At 36.9% G+C, this 15,397-nt stretch carries 18 protein-coding genes; 11 read left to right on the top strand and 7 right to left on the bottom strand.

Annotated features, from left to right (window positions below):
* The first annotated feature begins 875 nt into the window (after positions 1-875).
* The 5 genes from LB467_RS17725 to LB467_RS17705 all read left to right on the top strand — a co-directional run bounded on the left by LB467_RS17725 (position 876) and on the right by LB467_RS17705 (position 4,085).
* Positions 876-1,397, top strand: a complete 522-nt coding sequence (locus LB467_RS17725; protein WP_224475390.1) for a DinB family protein — start codon at positions 876-878, stop codon at positions 1,395-1,397.
* Positions 1,398-1,474: 77 nt separating this feature from the next.
* Positions 1,475-1,852 (top strand): ArsR/SmtB family transcription factor, encoded by a 378-nt coding sequence (locus tag LB467_RS17720; protein WP_224475389.1) that lies wholly within the window; start codon positions 1,475-1,477, stop codon positions 1,850-1,852.
* On the top strand, positions 1,849-2,457 hold the full coding sequence (gene merTP / locus LB467_RS17715) for a mercuric transport protein MerTP (RefSeq protein ID WP_224475388.1): 609 nt from the start codon (positions 1,849-1,851) through the stop codon (positions 2,455-2,457). Before LB467_RS17720 ends, merTP begins: the two co-directional genes overlap by 4 nt.
* A 47-nt stretch (positions 2,458-2,504) precedes the next feature.
* Positions 2,505-3,851: a dihydrolipoyl dehydrogenase family protein gene (locus tag LB467_RS17710; protein ID WP_224475387.1), complete on the top strand. Its 1,347-nt coding sequence runs from the start codon at positions 2,505-2,507 to the stop codon at positions 3,849-3,851.
* A 24-nt stretch (positions 3,852-3,875) separates the two neighbouring features.
* Positions 3,876-4,085 (top strand): GDCCVxC domain-containing (seleno)protein, encoded by a 210-nt coding sequence (locus LB467_RS17705; protein WP_224475385.1) that lies wholly within the window; start codon positions 3,876-3,878, stop codon positions 4,083-4,085.
* A 45-nt stretch (positions 4,086-4,130) separates the two neighbouring features.
* On the opposite strand, the gene LB467_RS17700 is transcribed toward LB467_RS17705, so the two are convergent.
* The 6 genes from LB467_RS17700 to LB467_RS17675 all read right to left on the bottom strand — a co-directional run bounded on the left by LB467_RS17700 (position 4,131) and on the right by LB467_RS17675 (position 8,882).
* A complete protein-coding gene (locus LB467_RS17700; protein WP_224475384.1) occupies positions 4,131-5,057 on the bottom strand; it encodes a DUF3179 domain-containing protein in 927 nt (308 codons plus the stop codon).
* An 86-nt stretch (positions 5,058-5,143) separates the two neighbouring features.
* The gene (locus tag LB467_RS17695; protein ID WP_224475383.1) at positions 5,144-6,241 is read right to left on the bottom strand and encodes an alkene reductase; all 1,098 of its coding nucleotides are present in this window, start codon (positions 6,239-6,241) and stop codon (positions 5,144-5,146) included.
* Positions 6,242-6,326: 85 nt separating this feature from the next.
* Entirely contained in the window at positions 6,327-6,893 is a 567-nt protein-coding gene (locus tag LB467_RS17690; RefSeq protein ID WP_224475382.1) for a carboxymuconolactone decarboxylase family protein, read from the bottom strand.
* Positions 6,894-6,960: 67 nt separating this feature from the next.
* Positions 6,961-7,629: a cytochrome c biogenesis CcdA family protein gene (locus LB467_RS17685; RefSeq protein ID WP_224475381.1), complete on the bottom strand. Its 669-nt coding sequence runs from the start codon at positions 7,627-7,629 to the stop codon at positions 6,961-6,963.
* Positions 7,630-8,196: a peroxiredoxin family protein gene (locus LB467_RS17680; RefSeq protein ID WP_224475380.1), complete on the bottom strand. Its 567-nt coding sequence runs from the start codon at positions 8,194-8,196 to the stop codon at positions 7,630-7,632.
* An 89-nt stretch (positions 8,197-8,285) separates the two neighbouring features.
* On the bottom strand, positions 8,286-8,882 hold the full coding sequence (locus tag LB467_RS17675; RefSeq protein ID WP_224475379.1) for a TetR/AcrR family transcriptional regulator: 597 nt from the start codon (positions 8,880-8,882) through the stop codon (positions 8,286-8,288).
* Positions 8,883-9,633: 751 nt separating this feature from the next.
* Between LB467_RS17675 and LB467_RS17670 the strand changes: the two genes are divergently transcribed.
* The gene (locus LB467_RS17670) at positions 9,634-11,427 is read left to right on the top strand and encodes a 2-keto-4-pentenoate hydratase (RefSeq protein ID WP_224475378.1); all 1,794 of its coding nucleotides are present in this window, start codon (positions 9,634-9,636) and stop codon (positions 11,425-11,427) included.
* 125 nt (positions 11,428-11,552) lie between these two features.
* Complete coding sequence (locus tag LB467_RS17665) at positions 11,553-11,795, top strand: hypothetical protein (RefSeq protein WP_224475377.1); 243 nt, start codon at positions 11,553-11,555, stop codon at positions 11,793-11,795.
* Here LB467_RS17665 and LB467_RS17660 read toward each other — a convergent pair whose 3' ends face one another.
* Positions 11,796-11,954 (bottom strand): hypothetical protein, encoded by a 159-nt coding sequence (locus LB467_RS17660; protein ID WP_224475376.1) that lies wholly within the window; start codon positions 11,952-11,954, stop codon positions 11,796-11,798. It lies immediately after the preceding gene.
* A gap of 768 nt (positions 11,955-12,722) precedes the next feature.
* Between LB467_RS17660 and LB467_RS17655 the strand changes: the two genes are divergently transcribed.
* From LB467_RS17655 to mobB, 4 genes are all read left to right on the top strand, one after another.
* Positions 12,723-13,070: a single-stranded DNA-binding protein gene (locus LB467_RS17655; protein ID WP_224475375.1), complete on the top strand. Its 348-nt coding sequence runs from the start codon at positions 12,723-12,725 to the stop codon at positions 13,068-13,070.
* A 75-nt stretch (positions 13,071-13,145) separates the two neighbouring features.
* A complete protein-coding gene (locus LB467_RS17650) occupies positions 13,146-13,595 on the top strand; it encodes a JAB domain-containing protein (protein WP_224475374.1) in 450 nt (149 codons plus the stop codon).
* A gap of 674 nt (positions 13,596-14,269) precedes the next feature.
* Entirely contained in the window at positions 14,270-14,647 is a 378-nt protein-coding gene (locus LB467_RS17645; RefSeq protein ID WP_224475373.1) for a BfmA/BtgA family mobilization protein, read from the top strand.
* 11 nt (positions 14,648-14,658) lie between these two features.
* The coding region (gene mobB / locus LB467_RS17640; RefSeq protein ID WP_224475372.1) for a MobB family relaxase at positions 14,659-15,397 on the top strand (739 nt) is incomplete at its 3' end.

Below are 15,397 nucleotides of genomic sequence, written 5' to 3'. Positions count from 1 at the left end.
TCTATAGATTTATAAGACCTGTAATTTTAAAACTACCCAAGATAACGGGAAAAATTCTTTCTAAAAACAGGAACCGCTAACAGCGTGTTCTTGATGCAGGGAAATCGCACGAAAGGTCGAAAAAACTTTTCAAAACAAAAGCACAGACAATAAACTGCTTAATATCATGTAAATACAGAAATTACCTTTTAAATGACACGAGTTTGATCGGGACTTTTTCAAACGCGCCGGGTAGCCGATTTCATAAATCTGTTCTCTGGACAACGTTTGTCTACGCCGAGTTGAAAATTGAAATCAATATTGGAATTTGATATGGGAAGAAGATGGTACGTATAAGCAGGACAGAGGGGGCCTAGGCCAGCCTTTGTTTTGACACCTATGGGAAAAGGAAAATATTGGGGAATCAGACAGGTTCATTCCAGGAATATGATAGAAGTCCATTTTGAAGATGACTGTTTGGTGATTAAGCAACAGAAAACATGTCCTGAAAAATAGACAATTGGCAAATGGGTGTTTGGTCTTCGAACTATTGAAATATTGCCTATATTAATTAGTTTTAATAGCTTAAAACAGATGGAGACAAACGCATCCCATATTTATGATAACCTATGTTAAAAAATTTTTACGAAAAACTTATTGGGAAATGCGATGATTTCGCTAAAAGTTGTACTCAAGATGAAATCGTGATTACGCTTGTAATAATGTTAATATCCATTGTAGGTGGTGTTCTGGCAATCTATATTTTATAGAATAGCTTAAATGCCAGCTTTTTCTTATAAATGCTCACGTGGCTTTGGCAATTCTTGTTGTGATAGAATTTGTCTCTTATTCTATAATAAGTATATTTTACAAGCTAAAGTAACAAAGAATTATATATGAAAAGATTGTTTTTATTGGTTGTTTTATACCTCTTCTTCAATACGAATGAAGCAAACGCACAAGCTTATTTTAAAGAGGAATTCCCAAAAGTTTGGAAACGAGGAGCACACTACACAATAGCTGTGGCAGAGGCAATGCCGGAAAATCTCTATAACTATAAAGCCTATTCAGATGGCATGAGTTTTAAAGAACAGCAATTACATATTGTCACTAATATATCTTTTTTAAGCCAGTTAATTTCAGAAGAAAACAGGACATTTTACAATAAAGAAGATATAGATACCTTGAGTAAAGAGGAAGTTATTGCAATTCTGAAAATAGCTTTCAACTATGTGGGGGAGCTATTAGAAAATATAGAGCCTGGGAAAGCTTTTAAAAAAATTAAGTTTAACCAGGAGGAAATCTCTAAAGAAAACATTTTTTATCTAATCCGGGATCATATGACTCATCACAGAGGCCAGTCGGTGGTTTACTTACGTAAGCAAGGTATTGATGTTCCAAATTATATAGGTTGGTGATTTTATATATTTAAGTGTTTGCTTAAATAATTATATTTGTATATCTTTGGTATATCAATAAACCAAACGGAAAAATCATGGAAAACAACCAATCGTGCATAAGGCAATTTGCCGATGAAGTACAGATAGAAAATTGTCGTAGTCTTCTTCAAGCCAATAACAAAGCATTTGGAGAGTTGAGCGGTCTCTTGGCATTAGCAGGAAATGAGGTAAGGTTAAAAATTTTATTCCTTTTGGAAGAAGAAAACGAACTCTGTCCTTGTGATATTTCTGATATTCTTGGAATGAGTATTCCTGCCGTTTCACAACACCTTAGGAAACTCAAAGATAAAAACGTAATTAATGGTAGGAGGGAAGGCCAAACTATTTTTTACGCTTTGGAAAAAGAGAAACTGGGCTTATTGCAACCATTTTTTGAGCATATTGTTAATTATTCCAAAAAGGAGGCTATATGAGTACATCCAATAATTCAACAAAAAGTGCTACAACCACGGGAATTGTAGCAGCTTTAGCAGCCTCATCTTGTTGCATACCACCTGTTATTGCGGCCATAGCTGGGATAGGAGGCATTTCATCTGGCCTTTCCTGGGTGGAACCGTTACGCCCATACTTGATTGGTTTGGCTGTAATAGCCATAGGATATGCCTGGTATGCACATCTGAAACCTAAAAAAGAAGAGGATTGCTGCGTCAGTGACAACAAACCTAAATGGTATCAAACCAAGGGTTTTCTAATGGGAATCACCATTTTTGCCGCTGTTTCCATAGCATTTCCCTACTACTCCGGTATCTTCTTCCCTGGTAATACAGCCAATAAAACAATAGTTGTAAAAGAGAATGACCTTACCGAAACTGAGCTCACTATAGAGGGTATGACCTGTGCCGGCTGTGAACACCAAGTAACTCAAGCGCTAAATAATAGTCCGGGAGTGGTGGAAGCAAGTTCATCGTACAAAACAGGAACAGCAACCGTGAAATTTGATAAAACATTGGTTTCTATTGATGAACTGGTAAATTCAGTGGAAGAAGAAACTGGTTACAAAGTGGTTGGCAAACAATAATATTTTTTTGCCTAATATACTTAAGAACTTAATTAAATAATTACAGCATGAAAAATTATGATGTTTTTGTAATAGGATCAGGAATGGCCGGGATGAACGTGGCCAATATTTGCGCTTCTAAAGGTTTAAGTGTAGGAATAACAGACGAAATGCCCTACGGCGGCACCTGTGCTTTACGGGGTTGCGATCCCAAAAAAATAATGCTAGCTCCTACTGAAGCCAAGCATTTTGCCAAAAACCTTCAAGAAAAACACATTGCAGAAATACCGGCAATTAACTGGAAGCAGGCTATGAAATTTAAACAGGAATTTGTAGATGCCATGCCCCCAAAAATTGAAAAAGGCTATAAAAAGAATGAAATAGATACCTATCACCAACCAGCTAAATTCATCAATGAGAATCAATTACAGGTAGGAGATAATAAAATTGAAGCCAAAAAAATTGTGATCGCGACGGGCGCAAAACCTAGAAAACTCGGGATTCCTGGAGAAGATCTTGCCCTTTCCAGTACAGATTTCCTAAACTTTCAATCTTTACCAAAGTCGTTGTTATTCATTGGGGGAGGTTATATCGCTTTTGAATTTGCTCATATGGCTGCTCGTTTCGGATCAAAAGTCACTATTATTCATAGAGGAAAAAGGCCACTGGAAAATTTTGACCCTTTTATAGTAGAACAACTTACCAAAGCCACCGAAGAACTTGATATTAAACTGGTACTCAATACAGAGGTTAGCGCTATTGAAGAATCAGGCAGTGGATATAAAGTCACGGTAAAAGGTGAAACACAAACCGATAGTTGGGATGCAGAAGTTGTAATCAATTCTGCAGGACGACCACCTGCCATTTTTGATCTGGATCTTGAAAAAGCTAATATCGCCTTCAGTAAAAATGGGATTGAAGTAAATGAATTCTTACAAAGTATTAGCAATCCTAATATATATGCAGCAGGCGATGCTGCTAACACCAAAGGTTTTCCCCTAACTCCTGTCGCTGTAATGGAAGGTCATATAGTCGCGTCCAATATTGTGAAAGGAAATAATAAAAAGCCCGATTTTCAAGCCATTCCTACCGTAGTTTTTACGCTTCCTACTATGGCATCAGTAGGAATAACTGAAAAGGAGGCAACTAAAAAGAAACTGCAATATACTGTAAAGAAAAAGAGCGTTTCATCCTGGTTTACTGCCAAACGAATTAATGAAAAATCGTATGCTTATAAAACCCTTATTGAAAAAGAAACCGGAAATATACTGGGAGCCCATTTAATAGGACCCCATGCCGAAGAGGTTATTAATTTGTTTGCGATGGCAATAAAAACGCAATTTACTTCTAAAGATATTAAAACAATGATACTCACTTACCCATCGGCAAGTTCAGACATTGTTTATATGGTTTAATTATAAAATTTAAAAACCCTTCAAATGAATAAAGTTATCATAGAATCGGAAATTACCTGTCCGGAGTGCGGACACAAAAAAGTGGAGGAGATGCCTAGTGAATCCTGTCAGTTTTTTTATCAGTGCGAAAATTGTAAAAGTGTTCTTAGGCCAATAGAGGGAGATTGTTGCGTATATTGCAGTTATGGGTCCTTGGCTTGTCCGTCGATCCAGGAGAAAAGGGATTGCTGTTAATAAACAGGAGACTTTTTTTAAAAGTAAAAATCAATGTCTACCACATTATCTCGTATGTTGGTAAACTTCAGTATCTGGATTAAAGGCATACCAGGCAAACCAGAAATTGGTAATTGCCGGAAGATGATTGTCTTGTGCGTCCATGATTTCTGCACTTTTAGCCTGAGTATTATACTTAATTTTCAAAGTTTGACCAGCAAAGGTATCTTCAAGAATCTTTCCTTTTAATTTTTTTAATTCAGAAAAAGGATAAGCTTTAGTTCTTCCGTTTATTTCAAGTCCAATTACCATTTCTTTAGGCGGAAATAAATCGTTTATATTATTCACCGGGAAATATAATTGAGAAGACTCCTCATAATTAGGGTACGGATTACGGGAATAATTCCGGTTGAAACCGGTGTCTTCAGATAAGACTAATGTATTTGGATGTTTATCCTTCCAGGATTCCCAGGTAGTATTAGCGGTATTTAAAACTGTTAGTTGTTCTCCTTTTAACTGGCCAGTTATAGCTTGATATTTTAATTGGGACCATAGAGATTCTGTTTGTCTGTCGTAAAGTAAAACATCGCTATTATATAACAATCCAGACACACCGAAGTTGAGGATCTTATCGTTTACTTTTGCGTTAAAAGCAATACCGCTGCCACATAGTGGGCAATACGTTATTACTACAGCTTTCTCTTCAAAATCATCATTAACTATTTCATGATAGTTCATAATAGCAATAGGATAAGCTTTAGCAATTCCATTTTCGTATACCCCTAAAATTCTATCATTGTTAGATAAGGAAGCTTTAGAAGAACTTAAAAACTTTGGATCGTCAATAGCGGGAATGCCATCTTTAGGAGGTCCTCCACTTTTTATATCCCCTATGGGAATACTGGAATTACCGAGATCAAATCCATTTTTAGTTTGAGATTGAGCAACAGGGAAAACTGTAAGCACTATCATTAAAAAGAGGAATGATTTCATAAAATTCAGGATTTTGCTATAGATGACTTAGTCCGATAGATAAAAAACCCTTACTGGCTGCAAGGGTTTTTATTTGATATTTATTTCTACTTACCTGCTACTATTCCTTTTTCTTCAAAAATAGGATAGTCGATATAGCCTTTTTCTCCTGGAGTATAGAAAGTATCATAATCCGGTTCATTAAGGGGAAGGTCATTTTCAAATCTGTAGATCAGATCTGGGTTTGCGATGAAGGGCCTGCCAAATGAAATAAGATCGGTCTTATTATCGGTGATGCTTTTTTCTGCTTCATCCTTTGTATATCCTCCATTACGGATAAGGGTACCTTCAAATTTCTCTCTGATTTTTAAAAATATAGATTGAGAAACATTGGGAGATCCTAGTGACGAGTTATCTACCAGGTGCAGATAGGCCAGCTCAAATTTGTTAAGCTGTTCTGTAAGATATATGAACTGATCATCGATACCGTTAAAAATTTCAGTTCCGTTGAAAGCACTATAGGGTGATAATCGTATTCCCACTTTTTCGCTACCTATAGCCTTTGTTACTTTATCTACGATTTCCAGGGTAAACCTGCTTCTTTTCTCTTTCGTTCCCCCGTAATTATCGGTTCGTGTATTTGTAGCTGTATTGAGAAATTGATCGGCCAGATATCCATTGGCTGAATGTATTTCCACTCCGTCAAATCCCGCTTTAATCGCGTTTAAAGCTGATTGAACAAATTCTTTCTGAGCCTGCTTTATATCTTCTAAAGTCATTTCTCGCGGAACTGGATAAGGCTGTGGCCCTTCTTGGTCTGTATACATTTCCCCATCTAACGCAATTGCAGAAGGCGCAATAATTTCGGCATTTTCTTCCATATTAAACTTATGAGAAACTCTTCCTGTATGCATTATCTGAAGAAAGATTTTTCCTCCTTCGTTGTGAACTACATCGGTTATTTTCTTCCAGCCTTCAATTTGTTGATCTGTATAAATTCCGGGGATACGCGCATAGCCAAGTCCGTTAGGCGATGGTGCAGTTCCTTCTGAAATAATAAGGCCAGCTTGTGTTCTCTGGCGGTAATAGTTTAGCATCAGCTCATTGGGAATATTGCCATTAGCTCTGGCCCGGGTTAAAGGAGCCATAATAGCTCTGTTTTCTAACTTTAAGCCTTTTAGGTTATATGAATTCAATAATTTCATAGACATTTTTTTAGCAATATATTTTTTTGAAATTGTTTAAAATAGGAAAGTCAAATTGTTGACTTTCCTATTAATTTAAAACTTACTACAACTTATTCCCAGCAAAAGCTTCGTCAACTTCGGTATGGAAAATATGGTTGGAATAATTACTTATAGTTTTTACAGCCTGTGCCAGAATTATGGCAAGGATCTGTTTTTCAGAGTATCCGGCATCCAGGAACTTTTTAGCCTCTTCTGGAGTTGGATTTCCTCTGCTTTCATTCATCACTTTTGTGAATTCATGCAGGGCTCTTAATTTATCATCTTCAATTTTATTACCCTGTCTAATAGCCTCAATAACATCTTTTGGTGTTTTTGAAACATTTTCAGCTAAATAGCTATGGGCAGCAGTACAGTATCCACAGGAATTTTCAATACTGATAGTAAGTAAAACAACTTCCTGCTCAGCAGGTGTAAATCCGCTGTCTTGTCTAAACTGATGATACCCGGTATCATAAGTGTTTTGCAAGGCCGGTAAATTCACCATGTTGTTATACATGTTAGGAATCATCCCATTGGCCTTTTTAGCCTTTTCAAGGATTTCCTTTTGTTGCTCGTTAGCATCTTCTAGTTTTACCGGTTTTAAACCGATTTTGTACGTTTGGTTTGACATAATTTTAAAAATTTAAGGTTAAACATTAATTAAAAAACGCTATAACTACAGGCGTGAAGCCTTAAAATTAAAATAGCGCCATTTGATAATAGATTACATATACTCCTGCTATGATGAGGAGCACAGCGGTAACTTTCTCCATATATGGAAGAACTTTTCTAAGATTTTTTAGTAAAAAATCTTTGGCAAAAATGGCCAGGAGAATAGTCAGGATCATCATTCCGCTAATTCCGGCAAAATAGGCCAGGATATAGGAACTACCTTCCCAAATTGTTTCTGCGGCCATTGCCTGGGTCGCAACGATTAGGAACAATGGGAACAGGCACCCCAGGGCTCCAATCGCATATCCTATTCCGAAAAAAAAAGCTTCTATAGCTTCTGTCTTAGGATTGGAATTTTGAATATTAAAAGAAAATGAAATGCTTTTTCCCAGAAGCATCAGGATACCTAAAACAATCAGGATAGCTCCCATCCCAATGGTGATCCATTTCATATAATCTTTTAATACCTGCCCGGCCAATACGATCATTACTCCGGCCACGCTATAGATAATCAGGATCCCCAAAATGCTGAGCGAAGCCAGTTTAAACCCCCTGCCTAAACGTGCAGAAATGTTCGAACCGCTATCTGGATTTCTGGAAATAAAGGCGAGAATGTAACCAGGCAATAAAGCCACGGCACATGGAGCTAAAAACGCCAGAACGCCCTGCAGGAATGAAAATCCTATAAAATCCATTTAATTCAACAATTGCTCAAAAAGATCACGATATTCTTCTGCGCTAAGCACTGTTTTATCTTTCTGAAATTCTATATAGCCTTCATCGCTTATACCTACGGTAGTAGCCTGGCTATCTACCCCAAAATTTATCATTACCTGTGGGGTGCCAGTTACCAATGGGAAATCGAGATTTTTTTCTTCTGCGAGTTTCGTCATCACATCCTTATCATCAGTAGGGTCTATGCTTATGGCTACAAAATTTATTCTATCCTTATACTCCGGATAAACCTCTGAAATAGCGGGCCAGTTTTTAGCGCACATGGGACACCAGGAGGCCGTGAAGTAAATCATCATAGGTTTATTATCTGAAAGGGATTGCTCGAGGCTTATCTTTTGGCCATCTATAGTAGTGACCTCAAATTGCGGAGCTTTTCTTTTAGAATCAGTATTTTCCTCCTTAACCTGTTTTACTATTTCTTCTTTTTCCTTATTTTCTTCTGATGATTTAGAATTTCCGAAGTTACAGGCAGAAAAAAGGAATAAAGCCATTAATGAAAGAGTACTTATTTTGATGATTTTGAACATAATATTTAATTTTAAGTGTATAATCTGCGAGAACCTATTTCTCTATTGCAATAAATTTTGCTGAATCATTACCTATAAACTGCCTTGATTTATAGTTGATCAATATATTCTTCCAGCGCTGTCTTATATGCATCCCAGGTAATGTCATCACTGTATAGTTTGCGAATACCGCGCATCCCTTCAAAAGAACTTACCAGGTAAATGGCTGCTTGTTGCGCATTGGTTTCAGGCTTAATGGAACCGTCTTTATGACCTCTTTCAATAATTTTAACCACAGCTTGTATCCAGGTGTCTATAAGATCTTTTAAAGCTTCATTTAGCAAATTCTGGGATCCGCCAATTTCATTGATTAGATTATTCACCGGGCAACCCATCAGTTTTTCATCACTGGTAAAAGCCTGAAACTTGTTCAAAAACGTATTTTTCAAAATAGTTTTAGCTTCACCTTCAGCATATAATGGAGAAATCATTGCATTGTAAATTCTGGTGTTCAATTCTTCTTTCACCACCAACACACCTAACTCATCCTTATTTTTGAAATTGTGATAGAATGCACCCTTAGACAATCCGGTAGCTTTCATAATTGCATTTACGCTGGTGGATTTGAATCCATTCTTATAAAAATGCTGAAAAGCCTTTTCGGTTATTAATTTCCGGGTGGCTTCTGTTTTTAATTCCTGTTCCATACTGCAAAGCTAGTTAAAAACATTCCAAGCAGAATGTTTATTTGGTTAACTTTAACAATAAAATGCCGAGTGCTTATCTGAGTTTATAAGTCGGGAAAATCTATTGCCATTAAAAAATCCTAAGATTGTTATGGAATGGCTTCTAAGATGAATATGATACTATACATCCCGAAGCCTAAGGAGAAATAATTCAGGTATACAATGGACTAGTTAAATAATATTTAAAGCTTAGATAAGGAGAAGACCGTCTAAAATAATTTTTAGACGGTTTCTTTTTTGCGCCATAATTTGAGGAAGCTATGGTGTGTTCCAACTTGTTCTGATATGTGTTAAGATATTATGAAAGCAGTGTTGAACAATTATAAAGCCTTTCAATTTGAAATGGAAAAAGGACTCTTTTTATTTAAGGAATTTTGAATTCCTCACAACTTTTGAGAATAATCACTGATTGATTCTCTGTAAATACAATTATTCCCTCTCTTTTTACTTCAAAGATTTCTCCAGAGTAATATTAGAAACTAACATGATGAATTTCTCCCTCAGAGGGGGTATAATTTCCGTTAATTAATATGTAAAGTTCTTTGGACTCGTCGTACAGCAAACAGTTAAATTAAGCCAATAGGGGATTTCCCCCATCCCCCCTTATTGGATGTGATATTACCTTTATAAATTCAAAAAATGCCCGAATTGATATCAAAAGTTGGAATTACAATTAACCATTATAAATATTAATAACTAAATTTTATTACCAATGAGAAATTTTAAACTAAAATTAATGTATTTGGCAGTTTTAGCCTTAATTTTTACCTCTTGTAGTAAGGATGAAAACACCGTGAACAATGATCGGGAAAGTGTAACGCTCTCCTTCGGAACTGCTCTCCAGGATTTCAGCAGAGCTATGATAAACAAGCAACAGACAGGAGCTGATGTAGGCGAATGTATTGACGGAGATCCTGCTTTTGCGCAAATCACTATTGAATATGGAGACAGTGATACAGAAGTAACGGTTGTAGTACCTATATTAGAGGATAGCAACGGATATTTTACCGCCTATGATGAAGATCTGGAAATTCCGGTAGCTTCAGGCGAAACACATGTTTCCGTTACCCTAACCGATTTTGTGGTTTGGACAGATGATGACAATGACGGGGAACCGGATAATGTTTTATGGGTCGCTCCCAAAGTTGGAAGTGAGTATGCCCAATTCGTTGCAAATCCCTTAGGTGGCGCAGCCAGTACCTGGAATTTAAGGGCGGGATCAAAAACCTATCTTGAGGTGGAAGTGCTATGTGTTGATGACAGAGATGTAAATCTATATGGATATCAATTCTTTGATATTGAAGCAACTGAAGCTATCGAGTTCTGTATATTTGGGAACTACTGTGACGAAAACGGAAGACACTATCCTGCACTCTACAGTGTAAATGTATGGTCTTTTGAGGATGGAGTAAAAGGCGATATTCTTCACGAAAACCTTCAAAATGCAATGGATATTGAGGACGGCGATTATTATACTTCCCCGGTTTGTATGTTTTTACCTGACGGTGCCGGTATGGACGAGTATTATGTTGAAATCACCTTGCGTAATTCAGATGCCTACGGAGATGTAGAGGAAAGAATAATTCGTGCAGGGATTATTAACGATGACGATGTTAGAGGTCTAATGGATGGAGATGACAACGTAGACTACTACCACTTTCAAGAAGGAAATTGCGGTGATATTGGTGATTCACCAAATCTTTTAGGTTCTGGAAATACTGAAATATTTGATTTCATTGATGATTATGCCGATTCTTTTTTCAATATTGAGCCTTTCCCGGCTCTAACCCCCATGTTTCCGGATATCACGATCAACGATGCGTATGATTTTCAAGATAGGTTAATCAAAGAATTGGAAAATAGAGGTGTCGGCACATTAACCGGTTATAAACTAGGGTTTACCGGGGATGAAAGACCCTTTGGAGCTCCAAAACCCATATACGGACGAATCTATTCCAGTTTTGAAGTTCCTAATGGTTCAACATTAAGCCTAAGTGAAGATTTCATTGGTGGCTCTGTCGGGTTTGAAGTGGCAATAATAATGGGCAGAGAGGTTACTTCTGCTATTAGCCCAGAAGAAGCAAAAGATGCGGTCAAAGCCATTGCTCCAGCTTTTGAATTTGCAGACTTTGGATTTACTCCAAATAATATGGTAATTGACTTTAGGGACATCATCGCCACAAATAGTGCTGCACGTACTTACATCTTGGGGGAAGAAACACAATTGGAAAATTTGTTAAATCAAGGCATTGATCCTAATGAAATTGAACTATTAGGTACCTTGGATAACAATGTTATTCTGGATGCTAAAGTTGGACTTCCTTTGGATGGTATTTTTAAAGCGGTCTCATTTTTAAGTGAAGAATTGGCTTCAAGGGGTGAATCTTTGAAAGCTGGTGACATTATTTTGACCGGAGCCATTAAAGGGGATCAGAATGAAGGTTTAGGTACTTATGTAGGAGATTATGGTATTCTTGGAACTATTCAATTTACTTTAGTTGAATAGTTAAACACCGAGCCCTATTTCTTAAGCACAAACTGTAGTTGGACTTAATTTTCCATTTATAGTTTGTGCTTTCTTTATTATAAGTATGAAGCATTTCTGAAATTAGAGCCACAATTATTAAATACATGTTGCTGCCCATTGTTGAAGGGTTATCATTTTATGGTGCGGTTTTACTTAATCTTTTTGAGCCTGTAGAAACCTGGTCTGTAGCCGACGCCAGTAAAAATGCAGGTCTTGAGCGAACCTTCGAACTTGGAGAAGAAGAGTTCGGGGAAGAAGGGGAGTTTATAAGTCGGGAAAACTTATTGCCATTGGAAAATAGTACAGTAGTTCCCATAGCATCAAAAGCACCCCCCTTTTTTGCATAATTAAAATCCTATTTCTGATGCTTCCGCACGTGCAGAAACTACCATTGCGTTGGGAGTCACCAAAGCTTTTGAAGATTGTGGAGTTGAAGTTAGTTGCTTATCAGAGTCTTTACAAGACAATGTAAACAAGGAAATTAAAATCAGGATATATATTCTCATAGAATGTTGATTGGGAACCAAATTTAAATTGAATCTGTTGAAACCAAATGTATATGACTTCTGGAAGTAATCAAATTATATAATGAAATTGGCGTGCAAAATACTTAATAATGAATTTCTCAGGGGAACATAATACTGGCAATACTTGTGCAGTCAAGTCGGATTTGAATCAGACTTAAAAAGGATGATTTATTTTGAGTACCCGGTCAGCACATTACCACTCCACTACGTGAAAAGCTTCATTTCGGGTAAAGAGCTTTCCTGTGAGAATCTTGGGCTACTTTTGCGCTTTCTACTTTAATTCCTCTTTTTCTTCTTGCCTGATTCCTTCTAGAGTACCTTAGCGCTGTTTATTGACCAAAAAAAAGAAGCCCGCTTTATAGGAATTCCATTCTTGCATTTACTTTGCTTCCGGTTGTTTTTCAATTTCAGTAGTTCCATTTACTTCCCGGGCCGTTGCTGTTTTTCCCTTTTTTATAATGCAAAATACCAGGATTTAGAAGTTAGTCCACATTGCATAAGCCAGTTATTCTTCCTTTTTATAAATGCTCCCTAATTCTAAATCCTGAAAATGTATCAGCATCAAAAAAGGGAACAGCAAACGGCTCTATAGGAAGTAAATCAAAAAATAAAACTTATGAAATCATTTCAAAACAACATACCCGGAAGCGAAGTAAAAAAATCAAAAAAGGAAAACGCTCCGGATATAATAAGTAAATCAATGTTTAACCTGTCTGCTGACAAAGCAGATTTTTAAATCTTTTAATTATGAGTAATCTAAGAAACCAAGTACAGTTAATCGGAAATGTGGGAAACGCTCCCGAATCAAGGAATTTTGAAAGTGGTAAAAAAGTATGCAGTTTTTCATTGGCTACCAATGAATTCTACCACAAAGAAGGCGAGAAAATCCAACAAACCGACTGGCACAATGTTGTGGCATGGGGAAAACAGGCAGAACTTATCGAAAAGTATGTCGATAAAGGAAAAGAAGTTGCCATTCGTGGCAAACTTACCTCCCGATCTTATGAAACCCAAAGCGGAGAAAAACGATATGTTACCGAAGTTTTGGTCGATGAGATCCTGTTTTTAGGAAGTAAGGAAAATACCGTTGAGTAAATTTTAAAAAGCAAAGAGGGCGTCATCGTCGAAAGAACCGCCCTCTTTTTTATTAACCTTTTAATTAAGCTAATAATGAAATCCAAAGTTAATGAAATAGCAATAAGCTACAGCGGAAGTTTAAAAATAAATTTGCTTCCAAAAATTACCAGTTCGAGATGTGCGGCCGAATTAGCATTTGAACAGTGGAATAAAAATAATATTGAACTTAATGAGACCTTTAAAATTATCCTGCTCAATAATGCCAACAGGGTTAAAGGAATCTATGAAGTTTCTAATGGAGGTATTGCCGGGACCCTGGTTGATGTTCGAATCTTATTTGCAGTAGTATTAAAGTCTTTAACCACGGCAATAATCTTATTGCACAATCACCCAAGCGGAACCCTCAGACCAAGTGAAGCAGATAAAAGCCTGACCGGGAAAATTAAAAATGCCGCGTCATTTTTTGATGTTAAAGTCCTGGATCATATTATTCTTATTCCTGACGGTAATTACTACAGTTTCGCAGATGAAGGAATCCTGTAATTTTTACTCAGTAATTTTCAAATCGGATTTTAAAACACTTCTATTTATAGAGGTGTTTTTTTAGGCTCAAATATTTCTCAATAAATCGCTATAAACAAAGCAGCTTTATAGCAGAAAACATAAAAAAATAGCGTGGCTGGTAGTGCTTAACAATAAGGAACATTTCAATCTCAATTTAATCAAAAAAGGAAAATCCGCTGTTACCTGGATTTTCCTTTATATCAATTAATGAAAAAAATTAACTTATTATAAATATATAGAAAATGATCCAGTAAAGAGTTTTCATCATTGCTTAATTCTTTGTTCTGATTTTATAGAAAAAAATGTATCTTTAATTAGCTGAAATTCAGCTTTCAAAATTTAAGCAGATTATCCATTTTTTGACTTTCGCCGATAATCCTGCACATCGAAATATTATATCACAGGAAAATTTTTCCCTGGATTTGGCAACTGGCTTTAGGCCAGGTTGTATGCAAATTTTGTCCCGCCTTGCGGGACGAAAAGGAATAGCAAGAGGGTAACGGGCAAAGCCGCGTTTCTTATTCCTTTTTTGTTTTAATTAATTGATTATCAATTAATTAAAACTTATTAGTTTTTTCTAATAATTGATATTTGCGACAAATGGCCTGCCAGAGCCCATTTTTAGGGAAGAATTTGCGACAAATCGGCGAATTATGGACTCATTTATCGGCATTAGATTTAAGAAGGAAACTGCAAAACGTTTCCAGCAATTTTCCAAAACGTACTTCAAATCCCACACGGAAGCAATGGCTACGATGCTGGATTTTTTCTTCTACAATGAGATTTCTCCCAAAGAAAAGTTAGGTCCCACCGGGAGGACAATAGAGCAAACTTTTAAGAAAAGAATAAACGCGGTGATCGCCATTATGAGGGATATGGAAAAAACCCAGACCAAACCCACAGTGGCAATGATCCAGTCTTTATTTGAAATGGAAGAACCTAAAAAGAAACCACTTCTGCTGGAGAAAAAACAGGTGGAGAAAAAACGGGTGCAATTCCGGGAGAAGAAAAATTATAATAATAACCTGTAAAACCCGGAGCTATGTATATCACAATCACCCCGCAAAAAATAGGGGGGAACTATTCCAAAAGTGCTGCAGGCTTTGTAGCCTACCTGGAGAAAGAAAACCAGGAATTAACACCTGACGAAATGGAACATTTCTTCAACCAATACGAGGATCATATCTCCGCTGATAAAGTTACCCGGGAAATTGACGGGAACACCGCTAAACTCGAAAAAACCGAACCCAGGTTTTATTCCATTACGGTAAGTCCATCTAAATATGAACTTAAGCAATTGCAAAATAACAGTGAAGACCTGAAAAAATATACCAGGGAACTGATGAAGGATTATGTAGCTTCTTTTAACCGGGAAATAAACGGGCGCCCGGTCAGTATAGATGATGTGAAATACTTTGCTAAAATTGAACATTCCCGAAGTTTTAAGGGGAGCGATAAACAGGTACGGGAAAACCAGCCTTTTGCTTCTGAAATACTGAAGCTTAAAAGTGAGGTCCGAAAAATTAACCGGGGTGAAATGCAAGGAAGTATAGCGGATAGGGAACAGCGTATTGCACAATTAGAAAAACAAGCTCCACATCGGCAAAATGGAGAACGGATCGTGCAGGGAATGAAAAAGGAGGGCTCGCAAAGCCATATTCATATTATTGTCAGCCGAAAAGATGCCTCTAACAGGTTTAGCCTTTCGCCGGGTAGTAAGTACAAAGCCTCCTCGGTAGAACTAAATGGTAAAATAGTGCGCAGGGGGTTTGACCGGGATT

Origin of the sequence: Salegentibacter tibetensis, assembly GCF_020164485.1 — a bacterium.
GTDB classification, from domain to species: domain Bacteria; phylum Bacteroidota; class Bacteroidia; order Flavobacteriales; family Flavobacteriaceae; genus Salegentibacter; species Salegentibacter tibetensis.
Note: the sequence above shows the minus strand (reverse complement) of the source record. Positions and strands in the feature narration are given on the sequence as shown.

Bases quoted from the DNA above. Each gene is read 5' to 3' on its own strand.
- LB467_RS17725 (WP_224475390.1), top strand. From the start codon at position 876: ATGAAAAGATTGTTTTTATTGGTTGTTTTATACCTCTTCTTCAATACG.
- LB467_RS17720 (WP_224475389.1), top strand. From the start codon at position 1,475: ATGGAAAACAACCAATCGTGCATAAGGCAATTTGCCGATGAAGTACAG.
- merTP (WP_224475388.1), top strand. From the start codon at position 1,849: ATGAGTACATCCAATAATTCAACAAAAAGTGCTACAACCACGGGAATT.
- LB467_RS17710 (WP_224475387.1), top strand. From the start codon at position 2,505: ATGAAAAATTATGATGTTTTTGTAATAGGATCAGGAATGGCCGGGATG.
- LB467_RS17705 (WP_224475385.1), top strand. From the start codon at position 3,876: ATGAATAAAGTTATCATAGAATCGGAAATTACCTGTCCGGAGTGCGGA.
- LB467_RS17700 (WP_224475384.1), bottom strand. From the start codon at position 5,057: ATGAAATCATTCCTCTTTTTAATGATAGTGCTTACAGTTTTCCCTGTT.
- LB467_RS17695 (WP_224475383.1), bottom strand. From the start codon at position 6,241: ATGAAATTATTGAATTCATATAACCTAAAAGGCTTAAAGTTAGAAAAC.
- LB467_RS17690 (WP_224475382.1), bottom strand. From the start codon at position 6,893: ATGTCAAACCAAACGTACAAAATCGGTTTAAAACCGGTAAAACTAGAA.
- LB467_RS17685 (WP_224475381.1), bottom strand. From the start codon at position 7,629: ATGGATTTTATAGGATTTTCATTCCTGCAGGGCGTTCTGGCGTTTTTA.
- LB467_RS17680 (WP_224475380.1), bottom strand. From the start codon at position 8,196: ATGTTCAAAATCATCAAAATAAGTACTCTTTCATTAATGGCTTTATTC.
- LB467_RS17675 (WP_224475379.1), bottom strand. From the start codon at position 8,882: ATGGAACAGGAATTAAAAACAGAAGCCACCCGGAAATTAATAACCGAA.
- LB467_RS17670 (WP_224475378.1), top strand. From the start codon at position 9,634: ATGAGAAATTTTAAACTAAAATTAATGTATTTGGCAGTTTTAGCCTTA.
- LB467_RS17665 (WP_224475377.1), top strand. From the start codon at position 11,553: ATGTTGCTGCCCATTGTTGAAGGGTTATCATTTTATGGTGCGGTTTTA.
- LB467_RS17660 (WP_224475376.1), bottom strand. From the start codon at position 11,954: ATGAGAATATATATCCTGATTTTAATTTCCTTGTTTACATTGTCTTGT.
- LB467_RS17655 (WP_224475375.1), top strand. From the start codon at position 12,723: ATGAGTAATCTAAGAAACCAAGTACAGTTAATCGGAAATGTGGGAAAC.
- LB467_RS17650 (WP_224475374.1), top strand. From the start codon at position 13,146: ATGAAATCCAAAGTTAATGAAATAGCAATAAGCTACAGCGGAAGTTTA.
- LB467_RS17645 (WP_224475373.1), top strand. From the start codon at position 14,270: ATGGACTCATTTATCGGCATTAGATTTAAGAAGGAAACTGCAAAACGT.